Source organism: Bradyrhizobium macuxiense, assembly GCF_001542415.1.
GTDB classification, from domain to species: domain Bacteria; phylum Pseudomonadota; class Alphaproteobacteria; order Rhizobiales; family Xanthobacteraceae; genus Bradyrhizobium; species Bradyrhizobium macuxiense.
This window is the reverse complement of record NZ_LNCU01000128.1, coordinates 1-15,507: the sequence shown is the minus strand read 5'-3', so window position 1 is coordinate 15,507 and position 15,507 is coordinate 1. Positions and strand designations below refer to the sequence as shown.

Sequence of the window (15,507 nt, the reverse complement as noted above, 5' to 3'; positions counted from 1 at the left end):
GGAGACTCAGTCCGAAGAATAGGTGAGCCGCCATGATCTTTCGCCAGCTGTTCGACAGCGTGTCCGGCACCTACAGCTATCTGCTCGCCAGCCGCGCCGGCGGCGAGGCGCTGATCCTCGATCCCGTGTTGGAAAAGGCCGACCGCTACTGCAAGCTGCTGCAGGAACTCGACCTGCGGCTGGTCAAGGCCGTCGATACCCATCTGCACGCCGACCACGTCACTGGCTTGGCCGAACTGCGCGATCGCACCCAGTGCATCACCATCATGGGCGAGCAGAGCAAGGCCGATGTCGTCTCGATGCGCGTCTCCGACGGCGACAGAGTGACGATCGAGGGCCTTTGCCTCGAGGCCATGTACACGCCCGGCCACACCGACGATTCCTATAGCTATCTGATGGGCGACCGCGTCTTCACCGGCGACACGCTGCTGATCCGCGGCACCGGCCGCACCGATTTCCAGAACGGCAGCGCGCGGGCGCAATACGATTCGATCTTCAACCGCCTGCTCAAGCTGCCGGAGGAGACGATGGTGTTCCCCGCGCATGACTACAAGGGCGACACCGTCTCCACCATCGGCGAGGAGAAGCGCCACAACCCGCGACTGCAGGTGAAATCGATCGACGATTACGTCGAACTGATGAACAACCTCAATCTGCCGAACCCGAAGCTGATGGACGTCGTGGTGCCCGCCAACATGCATGTCGGCCTGCATCAGGACGAACTCGCGAAGGAAGGCCGCTCCCTCACCGCGCGTGATGCCATGCGGAGCATCGGCCGTCCCGATATCCTGCTGGTGGATTTGCGCGAAAGCGCCGAACGGGCCAAGCACGGCACGCTCGCCGGCGCACTGCACGCACCCTACACCGGGATCTGCGAGAGTCTCGCGCCCGGCGGCATGCTGCGCGAAGTCGCAGCCGCCACCGGCCGCCGCGTCGTGTTCTTCTGCGCCTTCGGCGAGCGTTCAGCGATGGCGGTGGCCGCGGCGAAGAAGGCGGGATTGGTGAATACCGCGCATATCGAAGGCGGTATCGACGCCTGGAAAAAGGCCGGCGGCCCGGTGATGCCGGGATGATCGCAGAGCCCGCTAGCCCCACGAAAAACTATATGACCGTCACCCTGAGGAGCGCGTAGCGCGTCTCGAAGGGCGACGGCCCCGCTCTTTCCTTCCACACGCACCCGGCGATATCCGGGCCGTGCATCCTTCGAGACGCCGCTTCGCGGCTCCTCAGGATGACGGGTTTGGTAGGCTTACCGCGTCACCCGCTTCAGCTCCGCGGTTAGCCGGTCCAGCGCGTCGGCAAGCATCACGCCGCCGCACACGGTGAGCCGCTCGGGCAGCACGATGCGCTTGTCCGGCGGATAGAAGTGCTCCAGCGCCGGATGCAGCAGGAAGGCGCGGCCTTCGTCCTCGGCGCGGTCGCCGGCCTCCGACACCAGGATGAAATCCGGCCGCAGCTTCACGATCGCCTCCAGCGAGGCAAAGCCACCTGCCCGGAAGCCGAGTTCATCCGCAGCGTTGGTGAGGCCGACTTCAGTCAATAGCGAGCTGACGAGGCTATCCTCGCCGGGCACCCAGCCGCGCCGCTCCAGCGGCAGCACGCGATAGTGATGCGCGGTGACCGTAGCCCGCGCGCGGACGATCGCGGCATCGAGGCGCGCGATCTCGGCATTGGCGCGATCCGGATGTTGCACGACGTCGCCCATCTGGCGGATCTGCGCCTTCACCTCGTCGAGCGTGCGCGGCACCGTGAATTCGACAAGATGAAGCCCGTTGGCCTGCAGCAGATCGCGCGTCTCGCGCTTGTCGAACCGGCTGACGACGACGACATCCGGCTTCAGCACCAGCACGTCCTCGGCCCCGCCGGACAGGACAGGGTAATGCCGCGCCGCGTCGGCCGCCCAGGATTGCCACGCATCGCGCGCGAACCGGCTAAGGCCGAGGATCTGGTACGGATCGGCCAGCGACAGCACCAGCTGATCGCTGCAGACGTTCATCGAGACGATGCGTGGGCCGGAGGCGAGCGAGGGGCTGGTCGATACGAGCCACATGAGAGCGGCAAACGTCAGCGCACGAAGAAATGAGTATCGCTGCCGGCCACGACGGGATTGCTCCCCCTCTCCCGCAAGCGGGAGAGGGGCGGTGAGATTGCGGCGATACTGCCCACACATCACACGTCCGCCCAGGGTACGATCACCGCCTCGTCTCGATACTCGGCGCGATAGGCGCTGATCCGAAACACCTCGGCCATGACAGCTTCCGACAGCGCCTCAACGGGTGCGCCCTGTGACGCCAGGTGTCCCTCCGACAGCACCAGCACATGATCGGCAAAGCGCGCGGCAAGGCCGAGATCGTGAGTGACGACGACAACGAGCACGCCCGTATCGGCGACGCCGCGCAGCCGCTGCATCACGTCGATCTGATGGCGCGGATCGAGCGACGCGGTCGGCTCATCGGCAAGGATGACTGGCGCCTCCACCGCGAGCACGCGCGCCAGCGCGACGCGGCTGCGCTCGCCGCCGGAGAGCTCGGTGACGCGGCGATCGCTGAAATCAGTGACATCGACCGCCTGCATCGCCCGCAGCACGGCCTCCACGTCGCCGGACGACAGCCGGGCCGGATCGGTCGCGCCGTGCGGATAGCGGCCGAGCGCGACGATGTCGCGCGCCGGCAGCGGCCAGTGCACCACATGCCCCTGCGGCAGATAGGCAAAGCGCCTGGCGCGCTCGCGCAGCGACAGCGACGGCAGCGCGTCACCGCCGATCCTGATGTCGCCGCTGGATGGGATCAGCCCGGCCAGCGCGCGCAGCAGCGTGGTCTTGCCGGCGCCGTTCGGTCCGACCAGCGCAACGAGATGGCCCGATGACAGCGACAGCGAGATATCGTGCAGCACATGGCGGCTGCCGAGCGATGCGTTGAGGCCGGTTGCGGAGAGCAGCGTCATGCAACGCCTCCACCGAGCGCGCGGCGTTCACGCTTGATCAGATAGAGGAAGAACGGCACGCCGATGATCGAGGTCAGTACGCCGACCTTGATATCGGAGGTCGCAGGGATGATGCGCACCGCGATATCGGCCGCCAGCAGCAGCGCCGAGCCGGCAAGCGCGCTCGGCACCAGGAGGCGCGCCGGATCGTGGCCGATCACCGGCCGCATCAGATGCGGCGCGACCAGGCCGATGAAGCCGATCGATCCTGTGACCGCGACCGCACCGCCGACGCCGAGCGCGACACCGGAGATGACCAACAGCCGCAACCGCCCGACATCGACGCCGAGGCTCTGCGCCGCTTCCTCGCCGAGCGTCAGCGCGCGGAAGCTGCTGGCCTGGCTGAGCAGGATGAACGCGCCGGCGATGATGAAGGGCAGCGCGATCGCGACATGCTGGAAGCTGCGGTCCTCCAGCGAGCCGAGCAGCCAGAACGCGATCTCCAGCGCCACAAATGGATTGCTCGAGAGGTTCATCACCAGAGCAGTCGCGGCTCCGGCGAAACTCGAGATCGCGAGGCCCGACAGAATCAGGATCAACAGCCCGGCATTGCGTCCGGCGATCGCGAGCAAGGCAAATACCGAGCCGAACGCCGCGATGATCGCCGCGACCGGCAGCGCGTAGGAGCGCACATCGGCGAGATCAAGCGATATCACCAGCACCGCGCCGAATGCCGCCGCCTGTGGCGCGCCGAACAGCGACGGCGCAGCCAGCGGATTGCGCAACAGCCCTTGCAGCGCCGCGCCCGACAGTCCCAGCATGCCGCCGATCGCGACCGCCAGAATGGTTCGCGGCAAGCGGATCTCGCGCACGATCACCTGCGCCACCTCGCTGCCGCCGCCGAACAGCGCCTCGATCACCCTGAGCGGCGATAGCCGCACCGGCCCGATGCCAAGTGAGATCAGCACGAGCAGGACCACGAGCGCCGCAAGCACCACGGTCGCGCCCAAACGGCGCCGCGCTGCGACCTCGGTCGCCAAGGCAAAATCCTGAACGCTCATGGGATCAATGCTCTTACAGCGATCGGCGTGGCAGACAAGCGACACTCGATCAAAACCGTGCCGGTCCGGCCGTTGCCCACTTCCGCCGGATTGACTTTGGTCTCGGGGCGAACCCTAGTGACCATGACGGTTCTCTAATGAGATGAAAAGGGAATGCGGTACGGGGAAACTCCCCCAACGCCGCGGCTGCCCCCGCAACTGTATGCGGTGAATCCTTCGTCAGATGCCACTGGGAATCTCGGTCCTGGGAAGGCGACGAGGGGTAACGACCCGCGAGCCAGGAGACCTGCCGTCAGCCGTGGTCACACGCGACGATGTCGGTCGGGGAGTACAGGCATTGGCTTCACCTGAAATGCCGTAGTGCAAAGGTGAGACTTTGGTCGCGGTGACGTGCCACTGACGTTACCGAGGTCTCGCCTATGTTGTTCCTTCCTTCAGCCCGACGGCGTCGCGCATTACTGCTCGCGTCGGCAATATCAGCGCCGGCACTCTATGTCGCGGCCGCTCAGGCGCAGCAGGCGCCACCGTCCGACGTGCTTCCCCCGATCGAGGTCACCAAGCCGGGCGACCAGAACGTCACGCGCGCCAAGCCGAGCTATACCGACGAAACCCAGGGACGGCGCCGCCCGGCGCCGGGCAACAAGCAGGCCAACAACACCGGGTCCGGGACCGGATCGAATGCTCCATCGGCAGGTGCGGGAACCGGGACCGGCGGAACCGCCAGCGGCGGGCATCAGTTCGCTGGCATCGTCGGTGCATCGTCGGCCGTGATCACGGCCGACGACATCGCGCATTCGCCGGCGCAGACGCTGCCAGAAATCCTCGCGCAGGTGCCGGGCGTGCAGTTGCAATCGCTCTATGGCGGCGTGAACGGCGCCAAGACCTCGGTCGACCTGCGCGGTTTCGGCGCTTTCGCCTCCGACAATACGCTGTTCCTGCTCAATGGCCGCCGTCTCAACGACGTCGACAAGGCCGGCTTCGACCTCACCACCATCCCGATCGATTCGATCGAACGCATCGAGATCACGCGCGGCAACAGCGGCGCGGTGCTCTATGGTGACAACGCGGTCGGCGGTGTCGTCAATATCGTCACCAAGACCGGTGTCGGCGGACCGCCGGTCGCCATGAAGGCCCAAGCCGGCTTCGGTTCGTTCAATCAGCGCATGGCCGCGGTCTCCGCCGCGGTGAATTCCGGGCCGTGGTCGACGTCGTTCTACGGCAATGGCCTCAAGTCCGACGGCTACCGCGTCAACAATGGGCTCGACCAGCGCAATGGCGTCGGCAACATCAACTACACGACGCCGGACCTCAGCGCGTTCCTGACCGTTACCGGCAGCGACCAGAAGCTCGGCCTTCCCGGCGGCCGGATCGTGGATCCGTCGATCGGCGTCAACGAATTGCTGACCGACCGCAAAGGCGCCGCCACGCCCTACGACTACGCCAATCAGCAGACCGCCAGCGTCACCGCCGGCTTCACCAAGACCCTGATGAACGGCGTCGACCTGATCGTCGACGGCGGCTGGCGGCAGCGCGACACGCAGAGCGGCTTCTTCGGCACGGTGCCGACGATCAGTTTCTCGTCGACCTACAACGACGCCGCGCTGCAGACGTGGTCGATCACGCCGCGGTTCAGCGTGAAGAACGTGATCCTCGGGATGCCATCCACGATCCTGACCGGCATCGACTATTACGAATCGACGTTCCGCGAATCTCGCGGTGCCTACCAGGGCGTGGACCCCTACCATATCTACAGCATCGAGCAGCAGACCGCGGCCGCCTACTGGCAGCAAACCATCGGACTGCTCACCTCGACCGATTTCTCCTATGGCGCGCGGGTTCAGAACACGAGCGTCTCGGCGCGCGATCATTATGATCCGAACGCGCCGTTCGCCTTCGACACGCAGGCAGCGCCGCTCGACAGCAACGAGACGCAATATGCGCTGCATGTCGGCGTCGAGCATCGCTTCACGGATACGTTCTCGGTGTTCGGCCGCGCCGCGCGCGCATTCCGCACGCCCGACGTCGACGAACGCGTTGCATCGGGCCCCTCGTTCGACCCGGCGACATTCCTGCCGATCCCGCAGAACTTCCAGCTCAAGACCCAGACATCCGAAGACATCGAAGGCGGCTTCCGCGTCAAGACCAATTTGTTCCAGGTGCAGACCAGCGTGTACCTGATGGATCTCGAGAACGAGATTCACTACAACCCTGTGCTGTTCTACAACGTTAACCTCGATCCGACCCGCCGCTACGGCTCCGAGACCAGTGCCTCGCTCAAGATCAGCGACACCGTGACCCTGCGCGGCGGCATGGCCTATACCCGCGCGATCTTCCGCGAGGGCATGTGGGCCGGCAACGAGGTGCCGCTGGTGTCCCGCTATACCTGCAATGTCGGCGTCACCTGGAACATCTGGCAGAACTACCTCGTGTTCGACGCCACGCTGCGCGCCTGGAGCTCGCGCATCATGGATAACGACCAGGCCAACTCCCAGAGCCGCATTCCCGGCAACGCGACCGCCGATATCAAGCTCAGCGGACAATATGACCGCTTCTTCTGGTCGCTCAGCGTGAACAACCTGTTCAACGCCTTGTACTACGACTACGCGATCGTCAGCACCTTCACCGAAGGCCGTTTCTCGGCTTATCCGCTGCCGGGCCGGACCTATATGGTGCGGGCCGGCGCCACGTTCTGAGCTGTTTCAGAGTGACGCGGCGGGATGCCATCCAGCCGCGTCACTTTCATTACAAGTAGCCGCGAACTGGAGTAGAATTCCCGCAATTGATTTGACCCGCGCAGGGGAAACGCATGGGTAAGACCGGATAGAAGGTCAAGGGCGGCACCAAGGCCGATGATAAATCGAAGAAGCCTCCGCCGCCTGCGCCGTCGCAGGACGACCCCTATTATGAGGATGGCGACATCGCCACGCCGAAGTTCGACCGCTACGGCAATGACGATGAGCCGTTGTAGGATGAGGCAACATCCATCCATGCGTCGTCCCGGCGAAAGCCGGGACCCATAACCACTGATGGTGATGCTGATTTCGGCTGGGGCCACAGCCCCGTCGACGATCAGCTGCGGTGGTTATGGGTCCCGGCTTTCGCCGGGACGACGCGTTGAAAGATCGCGCAGGAATTTCTCGCTCTCGATCGCCTTGATACTTCTGCGATCGAGCAGATGCGCGCCGAAGCCGCCGCGTGCCAGCGACGACGCGAGCTGCGGCGATACCAGCAGCAGCGCTGCGGTCATTGCCAGCGGTACGGCACTGAGCCAATCGCGCCGCACCGGCGTTAGCTCCTCAGTGCTGCCCCGATATGCGCCGCTGCCCGCGACGATACGGCCGCATTCCCTGATGATGTCGCGCCGCGTGCCGTCGCGTGAGGCGCTGCCAAGCAGCGCCTGCATCGCAAGGTGCGTCCGCACGCCCGTGCGCCCTTCCGCAAGCGGCGCCGGCGTCTCGCCGCACGACACGCGTAGCAGCAGATCGACGAGGTCGGTCCCTGCGCAATACGCGTTCATCGGCTCGACCAGCCGCGGATTGCAATCGATCAGGAGCGGAGTTGCGCTGTCGAGCGGCATGATGACATCGACCGAGAGCGCACCATGCCAATTCAGATGCGCGCCGATCGCCTCGAGATAGCCGCGTATCGCCGGCCGGCTCACGCTCTCCTTGATCGCCTCGCCGCCGCCGACGCCGGCGGCAACCTGCCGGTAGGCATGGAAGCCGAGCAGCTTGCCGTGGCAGAACACCGACTGCGCCTTCTCGGTGGTGCCGGTGACGAGGTCCTGCACCAGCAGTTCACCGTCAACATCCCCGCTCGTTTCGAGATCGTAGAGTGCGGGATTGAGATCGCCTGCGTCGCGCATGATCCAGACGCCGCGGCTCGCGGTGCCGATCGACGTCTTGACCACGGATGGAAACCGCGCGGCCTCGCGCAGTTGATCGAGTGAGGTCACGATCCGGGTCGGCGGCTGCGGCAGCCCAAGCTGATCGAGCAGCCGGCTGAAGCCTGCCTTGCTGTGGACCATGCGGTAGCTGGCAAAATCCGGCAGCGCGAAGCAGGTGCGCGGTGTCAGCCGCGACGCGGCCCGGGCGAACAGGAAACCCTGCTCATGGGTCGGCAGCAGCACGTCGAAATGCTGCGATGCCAACAAATTCTCGATGAAGCGCAGGAAGCCGGCCGGATCGGTGCGCAGCCCGGGACAATGGTGGAATTTGCGGACGAAGCGGGAGTAGCGCGCCAGGCACCAGCGTGAGGGGTCGCAGACCTCGACGTGATGGCCGGCCGCGCCCAGGATCGTGATTGCCTCACGGCCGGAGGTGCTGGATCCCTCTGACACGAGCACCCTAAGGGGCTTTTTGGCGTCGATCATGGCCGATCATCGCCGTACCGCAGCACTTTGTCGCCGCCTTTAATGCCGCATGTGTCGATCCGGCCCCCCACTCCGGGGGCAGCCATGCAGCGGCGTTCATGGACAATTATCAGCCAGCCTCTATTTTCGCCCTGCCCTCCGGGCCATTAGGAAATGGGTTCTCTCTGAGATGGTCGACATTCTGGCCGCACCGCAGCAAGCGAAAGCCGACAGCGCACTGCGTACGCTGACGGGGATTTCGGTCGCACATTGGGTCAGCCATTTCCATATCTTCGTGCTGCCGATGCTGTTTCCGTTCCTCAAACAGCCGCTCGGCGTCGGCTATGTCGAGCTCGGCTTCGCGCTGACGGTGTTCGCGGTGGTCTCCGGGCTGACCCAGGCCCCGATCGGCTACCTCGCCGACCATATCGGCGCACGCAAGATCCTGCTGATCGGGTTGACCGTCGGCGGCTGCGCGCTGATCGGGCTGGGCCTGCACCTGAGCTATGCGTCGCTGATCGTCTGCGCCATGCTGCTGGGCCTCGCCAACAGCGTCTATCATCCCGCCAACTACGCCATCCTGTCGGCGCATATGGACGAGGCTCGGATGGGCCGCGCCTTCTCGATCCACACCTTTGCCGGCTTTCTCGGCGGCGCGGTGGCGCCGGCGATCATGGCGGCATTGGTCGCATCGATCGGCGGCCTTGGCGCTTTGATCGTGGCCGGCGCGATCGGTCCGCTGGTGGCGCTGTTCCTGATCGTGCTCGGCATCCCTGACGCGGGCGCGAACAAAAGCAAGGCCAAGGGCGAGAAGGCATCGCAGGCCAGCGTGATCACGCCGGCACTGATCGTGCTGACGGTGTTCTTTACGCTGCTCAGCCTGTCGACGTCGGGCATCAACAATTTCGGCGTGGTCGCGCTGATGGGCGGCTACGGCGCATCGTACTCGACCGCCAACATCGCGCTCACCGCGTTCCTCGGTGCCAGCGCCGTGGGCGTGCTCGCAGGGGGCTATCTCGCCGACTGGACCCATCGCCACAGCCAGGTCGCCGCGGCCTGCTTCGCGGTCAACGCCGCCCTCGTGCTGCTCATTGCGCTGGTCAACCTGCCCTCGGTGGTGCTGACGCTGGCGATGGGCCTCGCCGGCTTCCTTGGCGGCGTGATCGCGCCGTCCCGCGACATGATGGTGCGCAACGCCGCGCCGCCCGGCGCCGCGGGCCGCGCCTTCGGCATCGTCTCCACCGGCTTCAACTTCGGCGGCATCGTGAGCCCGCTGCTGTTCGGCTGGCTGATGGACCAGCACATGCCGCATTGGGTGTTCGGCGCCTCCGTGGTGTTCATGGTGCTGACCGTGCTGCTGGCGCTGGTCACCGAGCGCAAGCCGCAGACCTCGGGATATGTCGCCGAGACGGCAAGCCCGCGCGCCTGAGGCGAAGCGCCCGCTCGCGAAACGCCTTCATTCCGACCGTCGCGACAGCACCTGCTTCAGCAGCGGCTCGATCCGCGACAGCTCGTCCAGGTGAGCCGAGGACAATTCGGCGAGATGATCGGCCGCGAGGCCGGTGAGTTTCAACAGAACCCGGCGCTGGTCGGCGGGATCGAGGACGCGTTCGACCAGCCCCGCCACCGAGAGCCGGTCGACCAGTTCGACGGTGGTGTGGTGACGAAGCCTTAACCGTTCGGCCAGGTCGCCGATCGTCACCGGTCCGCCGCCCGGATACCCTTTGATCGCCAGCAATGCCTGATGCTGCCTCGGCGTCAGGCCCTCGGCCTTCGCCGCATCCTGGCTGAACTCCAGAAAACACCGGATCAGATAGCGAAACTGCGACAGCGCCTCGTAATCGGCCTGGCTGGGAACCCGTTTCCGGGCCCGGGCAGGCGATTTCGGGGCGCTTTTCGATGCTGCCATGCAATAACTCCCGCTTGTCTAATTATATCGCAATGCGATATGACGCCATCCAATGTCAACATTTCCCGAGCGCCTTGCCGTCACATGAGCCTGCTTTCAACCAAATCGAATACATCAGCCAAACCCGCTTACTCGCTCGGCGACTTCACCACCGATCCACGCGTCGTGGTGATCTCCGCGATCGCCGTCTTTGTTGCAATCGCCGGTGTGATCGCCGGCTTTGCGCTTCTGCAATTGATCAGGCTAGTGACCAACATCGCTTATTTCGGCCAGTTCAGCCTGGCTGACCTGAAGCTGCAGGATTCGCCGCTTGGCCTCTGGACGGTGCTGGTGCCGGTGGTGGGCTCGCTCATCATCGGCCTGATGGCGCGATACGGCAGCGAGAAGATCCGCGGCCACGGCATTCCGGAAGCGATCGAGGCGATCTTGCTTGGCCGTTCCCGGCTCGATCCCAAGGTGGCGATCCTGAAGCCGCTATCGTCGGCGGTGTCGATCGGCACCGGCGGTCCGTTCGGCGCCGAGGGCCCGATCATCATGACCGGCGGCGCGATCGGTTCGCTGATCGCGCAGATGCTCCCCGTCAGCGACAACGAGCGCAAGACCCTGCTGGTGGCGGGCGCCGCTGCCGGCATGACCACGGTGTTCGGCACGCCGATCGCGGCGATCATGCTTGCGGTCGAATTGTTGCTGTTCGAATGGACGCCGCGCAGCTTCATTCCTGTCACTGTCGCAGCCGTGGTGGCGGCGGTCGGGCGCACCTTCCTGCACATGCCCGCTCCGCTGTTCCCCTTCACGGGCGGCGCCGACATCTCCCTGCTCCAGCTTGGGTCCTGGATGCTGATCGGAATCCTGTCCGGGCTGCTGTCGGGTTTGCTCACCCAGCTGGTCTATGGCTGCGAGGACTTCTTCCTGAAGCTGCCGATCCACTGGATGTGGTGGCCGCTGATCGGCGGCCTGGTCGTGGGCCTCGGCGGGCTGATCGAACCGCAGGCGCTCGGCGTCGGCTATGACAACCTTGCCTCGATGCTGAGCGGCGACGTCGTGATCAAGGCCGCCCTGCTGCTGCTCGTGGTGAAGGCCGTCATCTGGTCGGTCGCGCTCGGCTCCGGCACGTCGGGCGGCGTGCTGGCACCGTTGCTCATCATGGGCGGCGCGATGGGGACGGTGCTAGGCGGCTATCTGCCGCCGGCAAGCCCCGGCTTTTGGGCACTGCTGGCGATGGCGGCGACGATGGGCGGCACGATGCGCTCACCCCTGACCGCAACCTTCTTCGCCGTCGAGCTCACCGGCAACACCCATGTGCTGCTGCCGCTGATCGCTGCCTGCGGCACCGCGCACGGCGTCACCGTGCTTCTGATGCGGCGGTCGATCCTCACCGAGAAGGTCGCGCGGCGCGGCCACCATCTGGTGCGCGAGTACCGCGTCGACCCCTTCGCGCTGACCCGGGTGCGCGACGTGATGACCAAGGCGGTCGAGAGCGTCTCCGATACGATGACGCTGCACGGGGCCGCCGCCTTCCTGACCAATCCGAAGACCACGCATCCGAGCTTTCCCGTCGTCGATGCCAACCATCACGTCCTCGGCGTCATCGATCCGCCGGCCGTGCTGCGCTGGCGCCGCGCCGGCAAGCATCGCACCGCGACGCTCAAGCAGCTGCTGACAGGCACCAAGATCACCGTCGCCTATCCCGATGAATATCTGGACCGGCTCGCCGACCGCCTCATGCAGGTCAACGTCTCGCATCTGCCGGTGATCTCGCGCGAGGACCAGCGCCTCGTCGGCTATATCGGCTGGAAGGACCTGATGCGGGTGCGCGCCAGGCTGCAGGCCGAGGAGACCCAGAAGACATCCTTCTTCGGCGCGCGATAGATCCGCGCCGGCTTCCGCGGCGGAGGCTGATCTGCCCCGCCGCGGAACAAATTTCCGTCCGGTGGACGTTCTCGCTCGTCGCACGAAAAACGCCACCAGCGCATCCCAGAGCTTCATCGGCAGCGGTTGACAGTATCAAGGGGGCTCCCATGATGCCTGACAACCAAGAACAGCCACGGGATGAAATGCCATGACCTCGACTCCTGACCTCGTGATCCGCGGCGGGACCATCGCCGACGGCAAGGGCGGCGATCTCTATGAGGCCGATGTCGCCATCGCCGGCGGCCGCATCACCGAAGTCGGCAAGGTCGCGGCCAAGGGCAAGGAAGAAATCGACGCCAAGGGCAAGCTGGTGACGCCCGGCTTCGTCGACGTCCACACCCATTACGACGGCCAGGTGACCTGGAGCCAGGACATCACCCCGTCGTCGCAGAACGGCGTCACCACGGCGATCATGGGCAATTGCGGCGTCGGCTTCGCGCCGTGCCGGCCGAGCGATCACGTCAGGCTGATCCAGCTGATGGAAGGCGTCGAGGATATCCCGGAGCCGGTGCTGAGCGCCGGCATTCCCTGGGAATGGGAAAGCTTCCCCGACTACATGAACTGGCTGTCGAAGCGCAATTTCGACATGGATATCGGCGCGCAACTGCCGCATGCGGCGCTGCGCGTCTATGTGATGGGCGATCGCGGCGCGCGTCGCGATCCGTCCACGGAAGAGGACAACAAGGCGATGGCGGCGCTCGCGGGCGACGCGGTGCGCGCCGGCGCGCTCGGCTTCTCGACCTCGCGCACGCTCAATCACCGCACCTCGACCGGCGACTACACGCCGACGCTGAAAGCGGGCGAAGATGAACTGACCGCGATCGCCGGCGCGATGCACGGCGTCGGCCGCAGCGTGCTGCAATTCGTGCTCGACCAGAGCACCGTTCACGAAGACCTGCCGATGATGCTGCGGGTCGCTGAAAACACCAAATGCCCGATCTCGTTTTCCGTAGCCCAGGCCGACAAGGCGCCGCGGCGCTGGCGGCAGACGATGGACACCATCAATGAAGCCGCCGCGCGCGGCCTGTCGATCACGACCCAGATTGCCGCGCGGCCGGTTGGCCTGCTGCTCGGGCTGGAATTGTCGCGCAACCCGTTCCAGACCCACCCGAGCTACCGCGAGATCGCAAAGCTGCCGCTGGCCGAGCGGCTCACGCATTTGCGCCGGCCCGAGGTGCGCGCGGCCATCCTGAGCGAAACCGCGACGGCGACCGACGATCCGCTGTTCTTCCGGCCGAACTACGACAAGATCTATCTGCTCGGTAATCCCCCGAACTATGAGCAGCCGCCGGAAAACGCGCTCGGCCCGCAGGCCCGCCGCCAGGGCCGGCAGCCGGAAGAGCTCGCCTATGATGCGATGCTGACCGACGAGGGCCGCGGCATGCTCTATGTGCCGTTCCTGAATTATGCCGACGGCAATCTCGACGCCGTGCATGAGATGCTGCGCGAACCGAGCGCGGTGCCCGGCCTCTCCGACGGCGGCGCGCATTGCGGCATCATCTGCGACGCGAGCTTCCCGACCTATCTGCTGACGCACTGGACCCGCGATCGCACCCGCGGTGAGAAGCTCTCGATCCCGTTCGTGGTGGCGGCGCAGTCGCGCAAGACCGCATTGTCGGTCGGCCTCACCGACCGCGGCGTGATCGCGCCGGGCTTCAAGGCCGACGTCAACGTGATCGATTACGACCGGCTGCATCTGCATCCGCCGAAGGTGCATTACGACCTTCCCGTCGGCGGCCGCCGCCTGATGCAGCAGGTCGACGGCTACGACGCCACCATCATCTCGGGCGTCGTCACCCGGCGCAGCGGCCAGGCCACCGGCGCACGCCCGGGCAGGCTGGTGCGCGGCGCACAGGGATTGAACTGATCGGATGGTGATGTAGCCCGGATAAAGCGAAGCGTAATCCGGAAAACATCTATCAGCGGACAGAACGGCCCCGGATTTCGTGGAGCCTGTCGTCGGGCTATAGGTCTCAAGGATTGAACGGGGCAGCGCCGCATACTCCCGCCTCTCCCCTTGTGGGAGAGGTTAATCAACTAAAATGATATAGAAAACAATACCTTAGATTGGCGGTGTCCCTACAGTGTCCTTATCGTCTCGGGGGCCGGACTCGGGGGCGACGGGCGGGTGCACACCCAATTGTTGCTCAGCTGGCGTTGGCAGAACGCCGCCAAACATCTCCGCGATAGACTTTCGAGGCTTCTTCTTCTCCGCCTGTCGCTCTTTGAACTCTTCGTAGCGATCACTCAAATCGTAGACGTACTCCGTGATCGCATTGACGAATACTTGCAAATCCTCGGCGTCGTCACGCGAAACGCTGATGTCCTCTGGATGAGCGACCATATTTCGAATGGCATGAAGGCTTTGGCTCCACTCATAAAGTCGTTCATCGATGATCTTTCGCTCGTGCAGTTGCCGGATACCCTCTCCAAGCATGAGGTACTTTTTCCGATTTGATGTGGTTCCAACTGGAGCTGCATCGGATTTGCTTTCTTTCGGCCCAAGGACATCACGGCACAGTGCTTCGAGAGCCCGTCCGTACGCATACGACGAAGACCGCCTGATCGACGCATGCGCGCGGGCACGGCGAGCTCTATGATGGCGTTGTGTGAAGGTCAGGCAGCCTGCTGACCGGTGGGCTTGCCGGCTTGGCGCAGGAGCTTCCATTCCCAGGGCAGCAGTTCGTGCAGACGCGACGCGGGAAGATCGGCGATACGGGCGAGAACGTCGGCGAGCCAGGCCTTGGGATCGACGTCGTTGAGGCGACAGGTCGTGATCATCGTCAGCATGATGGCGACACGGTCGGCGCCACGCTGGCTGCCGGCGAAGGTCCAGTTGCGCCTTCCCAAGGCGATGCCTCTCAATGCGCGCTCAGCACAATTGTTGGTCAAGCAGATCCTGCCATCGTCGAGGAAGCGGGCGAAGTCGTCCCAGCGCCTGAGCATGTAGTTGATCGACTTCAGGACCTCGGAGGAGCGCGAGAGGGTTTCGCGCTCACGCAGCAACCAGGCGTGCATGTCCTCGAGAAGCGGCTTGCTCTGTTCCTGGCGCACGGCGCGCCGCTCGTCGGCGCCGCGGCCGTTGATGGCGCGCTCGATCTCGAACAACGCATCGAGGCGCCTGACCGCCTCCAGCGCGATCGGAGAGACCGGTTTGCCCTTCTTGCCTTCCCGAGCATTTTTCGCGATGTCGGCCAGCTCGAAGAAGCCCCGCCGCGCATGGGCAAAGCAAAACGCCGGCGTCATCGGCAGCTCTCTCCGCTGCGGGTCGAACAACGGTTCGAAGCCACTGTAACAGTCGCATTGCAGGATGCCGGCTAATCGCGAGGTGGCGGTAATGTGAAGGAACGCCG

At 65.0% G+C, this 15,507-nt stretch carries 12 protein-coding genes and 1 riboswitch; of the genes, 5 read left to right on the top strand and 7 right to left on the bottom strand.

Annotated features, from left to right (window positions below; all coding sequences use genetic code 11):
• The first annotated feature begins 32 nt into the window (after positions 1–32).
• A complete protein-coding gene (locus AS156_RS39005; RefSeq protein ID WP_066515800.1) occupies positions 33–1,073 on the top strand; it encodes an MBL fold metallo-hydrolase in 1,041 nt (346 codons plus the stop codon).
• A 176-nt stretch (positions 1,074–1,249) separates the two neighbouring features.
• Here the strand turns inward: AS156_RS39005 and AS156_RS39000 are convergent, their stop codons facing one another.
• From AS156_RS39000 to AS156_RS38990, 3 genes are all read right to left on the bottom strand, one after another.
• Positions 1,250–2,050 carry an ABC transporter substrate-binding protein gene (locus AS156_RS39000; protein ID WP_066515792.1) on the bottom strand — a complete coding sequence of 267 codons (801 nt, stop codon included), beginning with the start codon at positions 2,048–2,050 and terminating at the stop codon, positions 1,250–1,252.
• A 119-nt stretch (positions 2,051–2,169) separates the two neighbouring features.
• Complete coding sequence (locus AS156_RS38995; protein WP_066515791.1) at positions 2,170–2,943, bottom strand: ABC transporter ATP-binding protein; 774 nt, start codon at positions 2,941–2,943, stop codon at positions 2,170–2,172.
• The gene (locus AS156_RS38990; protein WP_245313258.1) at positions 2,940–3,983 is read right to left on the bottom strand and encodes a FecCD family ABC transporter permease; all 1,044 of its coding nucleotides are present in this window, start codon (positions 3,981–3,983) and stop codon (positions 2,940–2,942) included. The genes AS156_RS38995 and AS156_RS38990 overlap by 4 nt, the downstream gene beginning before the upstream one ends.
• Before the next feature lie 110 nt (positions 3,984–4,093).
• Positions 4,094–4,291, top strand: a riboswitch (cobalamin riboswitch).
• Between the two features lie 111 nt (positions 4,292–4,402).
• On the opposite strand from AS156_RS38990, the gene AS156_RS38985 reads away from it, so the two are divergent.
• Positions 4,403–6,676, top strand: coding sequence for a TonB-dependent receptor (locus AS156_RS38985; protein ID WP_066515790.1), 2,274 nt, complete (start codon positions 4,403–4,405; stop codon positions 6,674–6,676).
• Between the two features lie 389 nt (positions 6,677–7,065).
• Here the strand turns inward: AS156_RS38985 and AS156_RS38980 are convergent, their stop codons facing one another.
• A complete protein-coding gene (locus AS156_RS38980; protein ID WP_066515789.1) occupies positions 7,066–8,355 on the bottom strand; it encodes an ATP-grasp domain-containing protein in 1,290 nt (429 codons plus the stop codon).
• Positions 8,356–8,524: 169 nt separating this feature from the next.
• On the opposite strand from AS156_RS38980, the gene AS156_RS38975 reads away from it, so the two are divergent.
• Positions 8,525–9,763 carry an MFS transporter gene (locus tag AS156_RS38975; RefSeq protein ID WP_066515787.1) on the top strand — a complete coding sequence of 413 codons (1,239 nt, stop codon included), beginning with the start codon at positions 8,525–8,527 and terminating at the stop codon, positions 9,761–9,763.
• A gap of 27 nt (positions 9,764–9,790) precedes the next feature.
• On the opposite strand, the gene AS156_RS38970 is transcribed toward AS156_RS38975, so the two are convergent.
• On the bottom strand, positions 9,791–10,243 hold the full coding sequence (locus AS156_RS38970; protein WP_066515782.1) for a MarR family winged helix-turn-helix transcriptional regulator: 453 nt from the start codon (positions 10,241–10,243) through the stop codon (positions 9,791–9,793).
• 84 nt (positions 10,244–10,327) lie between these two features.
• On the opposite strand from AS156_RS38970, the gene AS156_RS38965 reads away from it, so the two are divergent.
• Together AS156_RS38965 and AS156_RS38960 are read left to right on the top strand one after the other, a co-directional pair.
• The gene (locus tag AS156_RS38965) at positions 10,328–12,112 is read left to right on the top strand and encodes a chloride channel protein (RefSeq protein WP_066515779.1); all 1,785 of its coding nucleotides are present in this window, start codon (positions 10,328–10,330) and stop codon (positions 12,110–12,112) included.
• A gap of 190 nt (positions 12,113–12,302) precedes the next feature.
• Entirely contained in the window at positions 12,303–14,021 is a 1,719-nt protein-coding gene (locus AS156_RS38960; protein WP_066515776.1) for an N-acyl-D-amino-acid deacylase family protein, read from the top strand.
• 195 nt (positions 14,022–14,216) lie between these two features.
• Here AS156_RS38960 and AS156_RS41600 read toward each other — a convergent pair whose 3' ends face one another.
• Positions 14,217–14,822, bottom strand: coding sequence for a DUF4145 domain-containing protein (locus AS156_RS41600; RefSeq protein WP_082747974.1), 606 nt, complete (start codon positions 14,820–14,822; stop codon positions 14,217–14,219).
• Positions 14,771–15,507 (bottom strand): IS66 family transposase (gene tnpC, locus AS156_RS38950; protein WP_136626271.1); only part of this gene is annotated, 737 nt, incomplete at its 5' end. The genes AS156_RS41600 and tnpC, both read right to left, overlap by 52 nt.